This is a genomic window from Streptomyces sp. ISL-12, assembly GCF_018614415.1.
Lineage (GTDB): Bacteria > Actinomycetota > Actinomycetes > Streptomycetales > Streptomycetaceae > Streptomyces.
Genome location: NZ_JAGGOO010000106.1, coordinates 16,918 through 28,509, shown reverse-complemented (window position 1 = coordinate 28,509; position 11,592 = coordinate 16,918). Strand labels below are relative to the sequence as shown.

The 11,592-nt window shown below is 73.6% G+C and carries 13 protein-coding genes; 9 read left to right on the top strand and 4 right to left on the bottom strand.

All coding sequences use genetic code 11. The features are described 5' to 3' along the window. Positions 1-58: 58 nt before the first annotated feature. The gene (locus J7I94_RS26790) at positions 59-1,015 is read right to left on the bottom strand and encodes a GlxA family transcriptional regulator (protein ID WP_215170892.1); all 957 of its coding nucleotides are present in this window, start codon (positions 1,013-1,015) and stop codon (positions 59-61) included. Between the two features lie 71 nt (positions 1,016-1,086). Here J7I94_RS26790 and J7I94_RS26785 point away from each other — a divergent pair, with 71 nt between their 5' ends. The 4 genes from J7I94_RS26785 (at position 1,087) to J7I94_RS26770 (ending at position 4,052) form a co-directional block, all read left to right on the top strand. Further along, the gene (locus J7I94_RS26785; protein ID WP_215170890.1) at positions 1,087-2,037 is read left to right on the top strand and encodes an NADP-dependent oxidoreductase; all 951 of its coding nucleotides are present in this window, start codon (positions 1,087-1,089) and stop codon (positions 2,035-2,037) included. Positions 2,038-2,197: 160 nt separating this feature from the next. Continuing rightward, positions 2,198-2,587, top strand: a complete 390-nt coding sequence (locus J7I94_RS26780; RefSeq protein WP_308114704.1) for an anti-sigma factor antagonist — start codon at positions 2,198-2,200, stop codon at positions 2,585-2,587. Between the two features lie 215 nt (positions 2,588-2,802). Further along, positions 2,803-3,465 carry a DUF4230 domain-containing protein gene (locus J7I94_RS26775; protein WP_215170886.1) on the top strand — a complete coding sequence of 221 codons (663 nt, stop codon included), beginning with the start codon at positions 2,803-2,805 and terminating at the stop codon, positions 3,463-3,465. 44 nt (positions 3,466-3,509) lie between these two features. Beyond that, positions 3,510-4,052 (top strand): VanZ family protein, encoded by a 543-nt coding sequence (locus J7I94_RS26770; protein WP_215170884.1) that lies wholly within the window; start codon positions 3,510-3,512, stop codon positions 4,050-4,052. A 23-nt stretch (positions 4,053-4,075) separates the two neighbouring features. On the opposite strand, the gene J7I94_RS26765 is transcribed toward J7I94_RS26770, so the two are convergent. Together J7I94_RS26765 and J7I94_RS26760 are read right to left on the bottom strand one after the other, a co-directional pair. Beyond that, positions 4,076-4,312, bottom strand: coding sequence for a hypothetical protein (locus J7I94_RS26765; RefSeq protein ID WP_215170882.1), 237 nt, complete (start codon positions 4,310-4,312; stop codon positions 4,076-4,078). 90 nt (positions 4,313-4,402) lie between these two features. Then, the gene (locus J7I94_RS26760; RefSeq protein ID WP_215170880.1) at positions 4,403-5,200 is read right to left on the bottom strand and encodes an SDR family oxidoreductase; all 798 of its coding nucleotides are present in this window, start codon (positions 5,198-5,200) and stop codon (positions 4,403-4,405) included. Positions 5,201-5,378: 178 nt separating this feature from the next. Here J7I94_RS26760 and J7I94_RS26755 point away from each other — a divergent pair, with 178 nt between their 5' ends. The 5 genes from J7I94_RS26755 to J7I94_RS26735 all read left to right on the top strand — a co-directional run bounded on the left by J7I94_RS26755 (position 5,379) and on the right by J7I94_RS26735 (position 11,038). After that, positions 5,379-6,416 (top strand): PHP domain-containing protein, encoded by a 1,038-nt coding sequence (locus J7I94_RS26755; protein ID WP_215170898.1) that lies wholly within the window; start codon positions 5,379-5,381, stop codon positions 6,414-6,416. A 130-nt stretch (positions 6,417-6,546) separates the two neighbouring features. Then, positions 6,547-7,203: an HAD family hydrolase gene (locus J7I94_RS26750; protein ID WP_215170878.1), complete on the top strand. Its 657-nt coding sequence runs from the start codon at positions 6,547-6,549 to the stop codon at positions 7,201-7,203. Between the two features lie 31 nt (positions 7,204-7,234). Then, positions 7,235-8,515 (top strand): FUSC family protein, encoded by a 1,281-nt coding sequence (locus tag J7I94_RS26745; RefSeq protein ID WP_215170876.1) that lies wholly within the window; start codon positions 7,235-7,237, stop codon positions 8,513-8,515. 308 nt (positions 8,516-8,823) lie between these two features. Beyond that, on the top strand, positions 8,824-9,786 hold the full coding sequence (locus tag J7I94_RS26740; RefSeq protein WP_215170874.1) for an SDR family NAD(P)-dependent oxidoreductase: 963 nt from the start codon (positions 8,824-8,826) through the stop codon (positions 9,784-9,786). 217 nt (positions 9,787-10,003) lie between these two features. After that, positions 10,004-11,038, top strand: coding sequence for an SDR family oxidoreductase (locus J7I94_RS26735; RefSeq protein ID WP_215170872.1), 1,035 nt, complete (start codon positions 10,004-10,006; stop codon positions 11,036-11,038). 62 nt (positions 11,039-11,100) lie between these two features. Here J7I94_RS26735 and J7I94_RS26730 read toward each other — a convergent pair whose 3' ends face one another. Then, complete coding sequence (locus J7I94_RS26730; RefSeq protein ID WP_215170871.1) at positions 11,101-11,400, bottom strand: hypothetical protein; 300 nt, start codon at positions 11,398-11,400, stop codon at positions 11,101-11,103. Between the last annotated feature and the right edge of the window lie 192 nt (positions 11,401-11,592).

Sequence of the window (11,592 nt, the reverse complement as noted above, 5' to 3'; positions counted from 1 at the left end):
GCGGAAGCGGTGGCGGTCGGCAGCGCGCGCGGTGCGATCAGCGGAGCGTGCGAGACGGTCAGTGGGGCGCGCGGAACGTGCGGCGGTACGCCTGGGGGGAGACGCCGATCGCCGCGTGCAGGTGCTGGCGCAGTGAGGCGCCCGTGGCGAAGCCGACCCGGCCGGCGATCTGATCGACCGGCAGGTCGCTGGCCTCCAGCAGGTGCCGGGCCCGGGCGACGCGCTGCTGGATCAGCCAGCGGCCGGGACTGAGGCCCACCTCGTCGTCGAAGCGGCGGGCGAAGGTGCGCAGGCTCATCCCGGCGTGCGCCGCGAGGGCTGCGAGGGTCAGCGACTCGTCGAGCCGTTCCAGGGCCCAGGCCCGCGTGGCGGCGGTGCTCGCCGCTCCCACCCGCGGAACCGGCTGCTCGATGTACTGCGCCTGGCCGCCGTCCCGGAACGGCGGGACGACGCAGCGCCGGGCGACGGCGTTGGCCAGTGCGCTGCCGTGGTCCTCACGGATCAGGTGCAGGCAGACATCGACGCCGGAGGCGGCCCCGGCCGAGGTGAGGACGCGGCCGTCGTGGACGAAGAGCACGTCCGGGTCGAGGGTGACGCGCGGGAACATCCGGCGGAAGACGTCGGTGAGCTGCCAGTGGGTGGTCGCCCGGCGGCCGTCGAGGAGTCCGGCCGCGGCCAGCACGAAGGCACCGGTGCAGATGGACAGCAGGCGGGCGCCCGACGGGACGCGTGCGAGGGCGGCGGTGGCCTCCTCGGTGAGGGCGTCGGTGATCCGGGACGGCGCGACGGCGGCGACCACCACCGTGTCGGCCGTGGCCAGTATCTCGGGGCCGTGCTCGGCGGTGACGGTGAAGTCCGCCTCGGTGCGCACCGGCCGTCCGTCGACAGTGCAGGTCAGCACCTCGTACCGGCCGTCGGCCGCGCCGAGGACACGGCTGGGGATGCCGAGCTCGAAGGGGTAGACGCCGTCGAGGGCGAGGACCACGACCCGTTCCGGGCGTTCCGTGTGCGACATGGCACGATCCTATCGGAGCATGACCAACATGCCATTTCCCGGACAGGCGGGGAGCGGCAGGCTGGGTGACCATGAGCGATGTGAACACCATGCGAGCCATCCGCCAGGACACCCTCGGCGGACCCGAGGTCCTGAAGGAAGTACGGCTGGAGCGCCCCACGCCCCGCCCCAACGAGGTATTGGTGCGGGTGCGCGCCGCCGGCGTCAATCCCACCGACTGGAAGCACCGCGCGACCGGCGGCTTCCTCGGCGAGCCGCCGTTCGTCCTGGGCTGGGACGTCTCCGGCACGGTCGAGGCGGTGGGCATCGGCGTCGCCGAGTTCCGGCCGGGTGACGAGGTCTTCGGCATGCTGTCGTACCCGTACGGCCACGGCTCCCACGCCGAGTACGTCGCCGCTCCGGCGCGCGGCTTCTGGCACAAGCCGGCCGGAATCGACCACGTACAGGCCGGCGCGCTGCCCCTGGTGTCGCTGACCGCGTGGCAGGCGCTGGTGGAGCGGGCCGACGTCCAGCCGGGGCAGCGGGTGCTGGTGCACGCGGCGGCCGGCGGCGTGGGCCACGTGGCGGTGCAGATCGCCAAGGCCCGGGGCGCCCACGTGACCGGCACGGCGAGCGCCGCCAAGCACGGCTTCCTGCGGTCGATCGGCGTGGACGAGCCGCTGGACTACCGGGAGAGCGACTTCGCCGAGGCGGTGAAGGACGTCGATGTCGTCCTGGACACGATCGGCGGGGACACGCTGACCCGTTCGCTGCGCGTGCTGCGCCCGGGCGGGATCGTGGTCTCGATCCTGCCGGCCGGGTCGGACGAGCTGTACCGGGAGGCGGAGCGGCTCGGCGTGCGGGCGGCGCGGATGCTCGTCGACGCCGACCGGGGCGGAATGCGGGAGATCGCCGCGCTGGCCGAGTCGGGCAGGCTGCGGGCCGCCGTCGAGCGGAGCTTCCCGCTGGCCGACGCGGCCGAGGCGCACGCGCTCGGCGAGACCGGCCGCACCACGGGCAAGCTGGTACTGGTCGTGGACTGAGCGACGTCCGCCACACGGCCACCGCGCCTCCGCCCCACCGCGCCTCCCGCCCGCCCCGCCTGCGATGAGCATGAGAAACCGATGACATATGTCAATCGAACATGCTCAAATCCCCCCGAACGAGGGAAACTATGGAGGGCAGGCGGGAGGTGATGTGGCCGTGCGGCAGAACCCCGCACCGCTCACCCGGCATCTGCGTGTCCATGACGAACGGGGACACACGGTGCTGGAGTTCCACGGCGAGATCGACCTCGCCGTGGCCGACGAGATCGCCCCTCTCCTGGACCGGGCCACCGGCGACCCGGGCGCCCGGGTCGTGTTCGACCTCAGCGGGGTCGAGTTCTTCGACTGCTCGGGGCTGCGGCTGCTGGTCCGGGCCAGGCAGCGGGTGCTCGACCGCGGCGGCGAACTGCACCTGGTGTGCACCCACGCCCTGACGCTGCGCGTCCTGCGGGTCACCGGCCTGGCCCGGCTGCTGCCGCGGCGGACGGTGGACGAGGTGGTGGGCCGGTCCGGTCCCCCGTCGAGCCGTACCCCGCCGTCGCGTTAGCTCCTCCTCTCCCTCCGACTCCTCCCGCCTCCTCCCGACTCCTCCCACCTCCTCCGCCTCCTCCCGACTCCTCCGGACTTCCCCGGACGCCGATCGGCAGGTCGGGGTCAGGCGCGCGCCGCCCGTGCCCCCGCTGCTTCCCCCCTGTCCCTCAACTCGCCCGTCTGGCACGGGAAGTGGGGGGCATGCGGTGAGTAGGAAGGAGGGCCGTAGCCATGACGACTCCCCACAGGCGCCTCCCCGGGCGCGTACCCGGCTGGGCCAAGGCGGTCGGCGCCGTCGCGCTGGTGCTCGTCGTGCTGTTCGCCGGGCTCCGGCTGAGCGTGATCCCGGGCCTGAGGGACCTGTTCGGCACCGAGACCCGCGACCGCTCGGGCCCCGCGCTGCTGGAGTCCATCCAAAACGTCAGCCGGTACGAGGCCGCCTCCGGGAACTTCCAGGTCGTCGTCGATCTGGAGAAGGACACCAAGTTCCTGCCGGACGCGGTCCGCGGCTCCCGCACCCTGTACGTCGGCGCGGGCTCGGTGGACGCCTACGTCGACCTCGGCAAGGTCGGCCGCGACGATGTCACGGTCGACGAGGACCGCACCTCGGCCACCCTCCGGCTGCCGCACGCCGCCCTCGGCAAGCCGGCCCTCGACCCCGAGCGCTCCTACGCCGTGTCCAAGCAGCGCGGCCTGCTCGACCGCCTCGGCGACCTGTTCTCGGACAACCCCAACAGCGAGCAGGCCGTCCAGAAGCTCGCGGTGCGGCACATCGGTGACGCCGCGAAGGAGAGCGGTCTGACCTCGCGCGCCGAGACCAACACCACGCAGATGCTCCAGAACCTGCTGCGCTCGCTGGGCTTCAAGGAGGTCCGGGTCACCTACCCCGACTGAACAGCCGCACGTCCTCGTCCCCGCTGAGAACTGGAGGATCCCCCATGGCCCGCGCCGCCACCCCACGGCCGCGTTCCCTGCTCCGCCCCCGCGCCGCGCGGAGCGAGGACCCCGCTCCGCGCGAACGGCACGTGGTCCCCTGGCCGTTGCGCCTGATGGCCACAGCGTGCGCCTTCGTCTTCATGGTGGCGTTCGCCGTCGTACTGGCCCGGCTCACCCTGCACCCCTCGCCCGCCTCGGAGGCGCTGACCCACACCAACCTGCATCCCGGCCGCTCCCTGCGCGAGTACCTGGGCCAGCCCGCGCTGCGCGACGCGGTCAAGCAGGTCGGCGGCAACATTCTGCTCGGCGTGCCGTTCGGGATGCTGGTACCGGTCGTCGCCCCGCGCACCCGCGGACTCCTGCGGGTGCTGCTGCTGACCGCCGTCGTCATGCTGCTGGTGGAGCTGGCGCAGGGCTCGATGGTGACCGGTCGGGCCTTCGACATCGACGACGTCATCCTCAACACCGGTGGCGCGCTGCTGGGTTACCTGTTGCTGGGGCGGCGGATGAGCCGCGCGGTGCACGCCCGCCGCTCACCGGCGTGAGGCGAGGAGGTGTTCCGCCGGCGTCAGCGGGTCGTCCAGGTGAACTTGTCCCCGCCGACCCAGCGGACCACCTCCGGGTCGTCCAGGTCGTGGACCGTGATGCCGTACGCGGCGGCGGTCTCCAGGACATCGACGACGGTCCTCGCCTCACCGACGACCTGGCCGTCGATCTCCACGATCCGGAACGGGGGAACGGCCGGCTGGACTCCCAGGACCAGGATGCGCGGCCGGGCGATGTGCGGGCTCACGATTTCGGTCATGTATCGAGCCTAGAACGAACGGGCGGCCGGGGCCGTCTCCAGACGTCTCCCCCGCCGTCGCCCCCGCCGTCGTTCCGGGGTCGTTGCTGGTCAGGGTCGCCGCCAGTCGTCGCTCCGCAGGTGCGATCCGGCCATCGGGCCCATCCGGAGCATGCCGCCGTCCACGCTCCAGGAGGCGCCGGTGACGTACGAGGCGTCGGGTCCGGCGAGGAAGGCGATCACGGCGGCGACCTCACGGGCGTCGCCGGGCCGTCCCAGGGGTACGCCGGGGCGGCGCTCGGTGTGCGGGTCGGTGTCCTCCTGCCCGGTCATCGGCGTGGCGATCTCGCCGGGGGCGACGGCGTTGACGGTGATGCCGTGCTCGGCCAGTTCCAGGGCCATCACCTGGGTGAGCAGACCGAGGCCGCCCTTGGCCGCGCAGTACGGCGCGGCGCCCACCCGCGGCTGGTGCTCGTGCACGGACGTCACATTGACGATCCGGCCGCCGTCGCCCTGCCGGATCATGCGCCGGGCCGCCCGCTGCCCGCACAGGAACGGCCCGGCGAGATCGACGTCCAGGACGTGCCGCAGGTCGTCCAGGCCCAGGTCGAGGAAGGGCGTGGCCGTCCCCGTACCGGCGTTGTTGACCAGGACGTCCACCCGGCCGAGGCGTTCGCACAGCCCGTCGACGGTGTCCGCGGCCTCCGGCAGCCGGGTGAGGTCGACCCGGGCGGTCTCGGCCCGCCGCCCCCGTGCCCGTACCTCCTCGGCGGTGCGCTCGGCGCCCCGCTCGTCGGTGTGCCAGGTGATGCCGATGTCCAGTCCGGCTTCGGCCAGACGTACGGCGGTGGCCCGGCCGATGCCGGAGTCGGAGCCGGTGATCACGGCGACGCGGGCGGTGGGGGACATGGCGGCCTCCTCGGTGGCAGCGCGTGACGGGCCGACGCAGTACCCGGGCGAAGGGGAGACAAACCGTCGGCGCCCGTCGTGCGGACCACCCGTCGCTGGGGAACCCTGGTGGGGCGAGGAGGTGGATGGTCCGATGGACCCCTTGGACCCCCTGGACCCCGTGGATCCCATGGCCCCCATGGACCCCGTACGGGCGCTGGAGCGGATCGCTTTCCTGCTGGAGCGGTCCCAGGCACCGACCTACCGTGTCCGCGCCTTCCGCACGGCGGCCCAGGTGCTGTCCGCCCTGCCCGAGGAGGAGGTACGGCAGCGGGCGGACGCCGGTTCGCTGGAGTCGCTCAAGGGCGTCGGCCCGAAGACGGCACAGGTGGTGCGGGAGGCGCTGGCCGGTCAGGTCCCCGGCTACCTGGAGAAACTGTCCGGCGAGGCGGACGCCCCGCTCGCCGAGGGCGGTGAGCGGCTGCGGGCGCGACTGCGCGGCGACTGCCATCTGCACTCCGACTGGTCGGACGGCGGCAGCCCGATCGAGGAGATGGGCCGGACCGCGGCGGCCCTGGGGCACGAGTGGGCGGCGCTCACCGACCACTCCCCCCGGCTGACGGTGGCGCGCGGTCTGTCCGCGGACCGGCTGCGCGAACAGCTGGACGTGGTGGCGCGGCTCAACGAGACCTGGGCGCCGTTCCGGCTGCTGACCGGCATCGAGTGCGACATCCTCGACGACGGCTCGCTCGACCAGGAACCGGAGCTGCTGGAGCGGCTCGACGTGGTGGTCGTCTCCGTTCACTCCAAGCTGCGGATGGACGCCCGGTCGATGACCCGCCGCATGGTCACCGCCGTACGCGATCCGCACGCCGACATCCTGGGCCACTGCACCGGACGGCTGCTGAGCGGGCGGGGGCGGCCGGAGTCGCGGTTCGACGCGGACGCGGTGTTCGCGGCCTGCGCGGAGAGCGGCACGGCGGTGGAGATCAACAGCCGGCCGGAGCGGCTCGATCCGCCTCGGCGGCTGCTGCGCCGGGCGGTGGCGGCGGGGGTGCTGTTCTCGGTCGACACCGACGCCCATGCCCCTGGTCAGCTGGACTGGCAGATCCACGGGTGTGCGCGGGCCGAAGAGTGCGGTGTGCCGCCGGAGCGCGTGGTGACCACCTGGTCCCTGGACGATCTGCTCGCCTGGACCCGCGAGGGCCGCACACCGTCCGGCGTGACGCGCGGCTGACGTGGTACCCGCCCGCCCGACCCGGACACACCGACCGAGACACACCGACCGAGACACATCGACGAAGACATTCCGATCGGGACACACCCATCGAGACACACCCATCGAGACACGAGGAAGGGACCGGTGCATGGAGCGCGCGGCCGTGTTCGACGTGGACGGCACCCTCGCCGACACCAATCACCTGCATGTCGTCACCTGGTGGGAGGCGTTCCGGCAGGCGGGCCACCGGGTCCCCATGCACGCCGTCCACCGCGCCGTGGGCCTGCCCTCCACCGACCTGATCGCCCACCTGCTCGGCGAGGACCGGGACACGGACCAGGACGCCGAGCTGAGCGCCGCGCACAAGGCGCTGTACGGGCAGTACTTCGACCGGCTGCCCGCGCTGCCGGGCGCGGGGGAACTGCTGCGGCGGCTGGCCGGGGACGGCTGGCGGGTGGTGCTGGCCACCTCGGCGGGCGGCGCGGAACTGAGCGCGCTGCGCCGGGCGATCGACGCCGACGAGGCGATCACCGCGACCGCGAGTTCCGACGACGTCGACGCGGGCAAGCCCGCGCCCGAACCTGTGCGGCACGCCCTGGAACTGGCCGGTGTCCCCGCCGAACGGGCCGTCTTCGTCGGCGACACCGTCTGGGACATGGCCGCGGGCCGCCGGGCCGGGGTCCGCTGCGTCGGTGTGCTCAGCGGCGGCATCCCGCGCGCCGACCTGGTGGAGGCCGGCGCGGACGAGGTCTACGACGATCCCGCCGGCCTGCTGGCCGAGCTGGCCGACAGCCCCCTGAGGTGAGCGTGTCGATCATGCGGATACCCGGCGGATCATGACAGGGCTGAATGAGGGGGCCGTACGGCTCGTGGACATGGTGCGGCGGGAGGTGGCCACCGCGGGTCGGGCGGTCGCGGCCGTGGTGCGCGGACCGGGACGTGAGCGCGACCTGGTCAAGCAGTCGCTGAAGGCGGCCGGGGCGGGACTGCTCGCCTGGCTCGTGGCGGGCGTGTGGATGGACGACCCGATGGCGCTGATGGCGCCCTGGGTGGCCGTGGTGCTGGTGCAGGCCACCGTCTACAGCTCGGTACGGCAGGCCGCGCAGCAGTTCGCCGCCATCTGCGTCGGCACGCTGCTGGCCTCCGGGGCCCAGGAACTCACCGACAACACCACCGTCGCGCTCGCGGTGTCCCTGCCGCTGCTGATGCTGCTCGCCAACTGGCCGCGCTTCGGGGCGCAGGGCATCTACACCGCCACGACGGCGGTGTTCATCCTGGCCTCCGGGACCGTCTCGGAGTACGCCGTCGCCCACCGGCTGGGGCAGGCGGCGCTCGGCGCGGTCATCGGCGTCGCCGTCAACGCGCTGGTGCTGCCCCCGGTGCATCTTCGGGACGTGCGGGAGAACCTCGCGCTGCTCGCCCGGGAGACGGGCGACGTCCTGCACACCGTCGCCGAGGGCCTGCGGGAGGACTGGGACGAGCAGAGCGTCGCCGACTGGTCGAGCGAGGCGGCGCGGCTGCGGTACCGCGTCGAGGCGCTGCGCTCCGCCCGCGCCTGGAGCCGGGAGAGCCTGCGCCTGACCTACGGGCCGCTGCGGGCCCTGCACCGGGTGCCGCCGGCGTCGACCGTGCCGCCCGAGGAGGAGGACCGGCGGTGGGGCCACATCGCCGACAACGTCACGGCGCTGACCCGGACGCTGGCGGTGACGGCCGACGAGCACCGGACGCCCACTCCGCCCGAGGGGCCGGTACTGCGGCTGTACGCCCGTCTGCTGGAGCTGATCGGCGACGCCTGCCGGGTGGAGGCCGAGCGGCTGCGGGGCGACGACGGGCGGAACGGCCCGGAACTTCCGACCCGGGAGGAGATGGAGGATCTGCACCAACGGCTCCAGGAAGGGCTGCGGGAGCATGCTCAGCGGGGGTCGGAGACGGCGGCGGTCCTGGGCACCCTGCAGCTCCAGGCCGAGAACCTCTGGGCCGGGACACTGCCGGACGGCGAGACGGCACGGAACGCGGGGACGGCACCGGACGGCGAGACGGCACGGAACGCCCGGACGGCACCAGACAGTGAGACGGCACGGAACGCCGGGGCGATGGCGGACGGCGAGCGGCGGTGACGCACATCACCCCAAAGCGGCTCAGAAGGCGGAACACCCAAGGGGCCCGCACCGTTGGAGAGGGCGTGGGTACGGATGGGACAGTGTCCCCGGGCCTCACCTATCGCCCACAGGGAAGATCGTTCGGCTGAAGCCCTGTGGAGCCCTTCGCCGAGAGGCGACCGCCATCCGTGCCCACACCTGATCCGCCCCGACCGTGATCCCCCCGTCCGGTCGGGGCCTTCTTCTGCCCCGGCGCCCTGCCATGACCGGCCGTGCCGCTTGAGCCGCTTGACTTCGAGAGCGCTCCAATTCGTAGCGTTCCGGGCATGAGCACTCCACAGCACAAGATCGGCTCGGGCTTCGGGCACCGCAGCACCGCCGACGACGTTCTCGCCGGACTCGATCTGACCGGACGGCTCGCGATCGTCACCGGCGGCTACTCGGGCATCGGTCTGGAGACGACGCGGGCTCTCGCCGGGGCCGGCGCGCGGGTCGTGGTTCCCGCCCGCCGCCCCGCCGCCGCCCGGGAGTCCCTGGCCGGACTGGCCGAGGCGGAGGTGGACGAGATGGACCTGGGGGACCTGGACAGCGTGCGCGCGTTCGCCGAGCGGTTCCTCGCCTCCGGGCAAACGGTCGACATGGTCATCGACAGCGCCGGGATCATGGCCTGCCCCGAGACCCGGGTCGGACCGGGCTGGGAGGCGCAGTTCGCCACCAACCATCTCGGGCACTTCGCGCTGGTCAACCGTCTGTGGCCGGCCCTCGAACCGGGCGGCGCCCGCGTCGTCTCGGTCTCCTCCCGGGGCCACCACGCCTCGGGGATCCGCTGGGACGACGTGCACTGGCGCACCGGCTACGACAAGTGGCGGGCCTACGGGCAGGCGAAGACCGCCAACGTCCTGTTCGCCGTGCACCTCGACCGGCTCGCCCGGGACCGCGGGGTACGCGCCTTCGCGCTGCACCCCGGCGGCATCCTCACCCCGCTCCAGCGTCATCTCTCCACGGCGGAGATGGTGGACCGCGGCTGGATCGACGAGAACGGCCGTCTCCTCGATCCGGACGCCTTCAAGACACCGCAGCAGGGCGCGGCGACCCAGGTGTGGGCCGCGACGTCACCGCGGCTGGACGGGCTCGGAGGCGTCTACCTGGAGGACTGCGACATCGCCGAACCCGCCCCGGCCGACGGGCCGGGCTCCGGCATCAAGGACTGGGCCGTGGACCCGGACCAGGCCGCCCGGCTGTGGCGGCTCTCGGCGGAACTGACCGGCGTGGACGCGTTCGCCGCCTGAACCGGCACCAGGACCCGGCCCCAGGGCCGGTTCGGTCCCGGGCCCTGATCGGGTCCGGGACCGGGGACGGGTCCGGGTCCGGGAACGGTCCGGGGGCCGGGCCGGCCCAGGGACCTGTTCGGGTCCGGGTTCGGTCCGGGGCCGGGCTCGCGTGCATCCCGTGCGTGTACGGGTACTCGGTCGCCTCCGTCGGACAAGCGGCCGAGAGGAGCGCGAGGTGAGCGGCGCAACAAGCAGCAGGATCGTGGTCACCGGGGCCACCGGCAACGTGGGCACGAGTGTGGTGCGGCTCCTCTCGGAGGATCCGGAGACCGGTTCGGTGCTGGGCCTGGCCCGGCGGATCCCCGACTGGTCACCGGCGAAGACCGAGTGGGCCACGGTCGACCTCGCCGCCGAGCGGGCCGACCTGACCGGCTTGTTCTCGGGAGCGGACGCGGTGGTCCATCTGGCCTGGGCGTTCCAGCCGACGCACGACCCGGCCACGACCTGGCGCACGAACGTACTCGGCTCCATCCGGGTGTTCGAGGCGGTGGCCGCGGCCGGGGTGCCGGCCCTGGTGCACGCCTCGTCGGTCGGGGCGTACTCGCCGGGCCCGAAGGACCGGGCGGTGGACGAGTCCTGGCCCACGCACGGCTGGCCCGACGCGGCGTACTGCCGGGAGAAGGCCTACCTGGAGCGCACCCTGGACATCTTCGAGCGCGACCATCCCGGGATCCGGGTCGTCCGGATGCGTCCCGCCTTCCTGTTCAAGCGGCAGTCGGCGAGCGAGCAGCGCCGGATCTTCGGCGGCAAGTACCTGCCCGGTCCGCTGGCCCGCCCGGATCTGCTGCCCTTCCTGCCTGACATCCCGGGTCTGCGGATGCAGGCGCTGCACTCCGATGACGCCGCCGACGCCTACCGGCTCGCGGTGCGCTCCGCCGACGCCCGGGGCCCGTTCAACCTGGCGGCCGACCCGCCGGTCGACGCGGAACTGCTCGGCGAGCTGGTCGGTACGCCGCGGCGGGTCCGGCTGCCCCGGTCCGCCGCACGCTCGGCGATCGCCGCCGCCTGGGGGCTGCGTCTGCTGCCGGCCTCGCCCCACCTGTTCGACGCGGTACTGCGGCTGCCGCTGCTGGACTGCGGCCGGGCCCGTGCGGAACTGGGCTGGCGCCCGGAGCACACAGCCACCGAGGTGCTGGCGGAGTTCCTCCAGGGGTTCCGGGAGGGCGCCGGCGGTCCGACGGAACCGCTGCGGGGACGCAAGGCCGGCTGACCCCGCCCGACAGACGGCCCGACGGACGGACCGTCCGGCCACGCGCCCCCGCTGCGCCCGCCTCAGCCGGACGACTCGTCCGGTACGGGGTGCTCGGGGTGGACCGCTCCCGAGTGCGGCGCTCCCTGCCGCCCCGTCCCCGCCTCGTCGGTGTCCGGTACGTCGGTGGCCCCGGCGCCGGTGGCCCCGTCCTCGGCGTCGTCGCCGCTCTCGGCGTCGTCCGCGTCGGTGCCGCTCTCGCGCGCCGCGAGACCGGGGGCGACGTCCCAGGGGTCCTCCCCCGCGTCGGCCTGCTGGTCCGGCATGTCACGGGGCACCGGAGCGCCGTTCTCCCCGGGTCCTTCGGCACGGTGGTCGGTCACGGCGCTCTCCCTCCGGTCCGTCCGTGTTCCGGACGTTCCATGTCGTGCTGGTGGCTGTGGTCACTCGCGCTCGTACGAGCGATGCCGGGGTACCTCCGCGCCGCCCGGCGAAACCTCGGCGCGACGCCCGCGGCTCCGAACCGAGCCCGCCCGGAATATTCGGTGGCCTTGTCCAGGCGCGGCTGACTACGG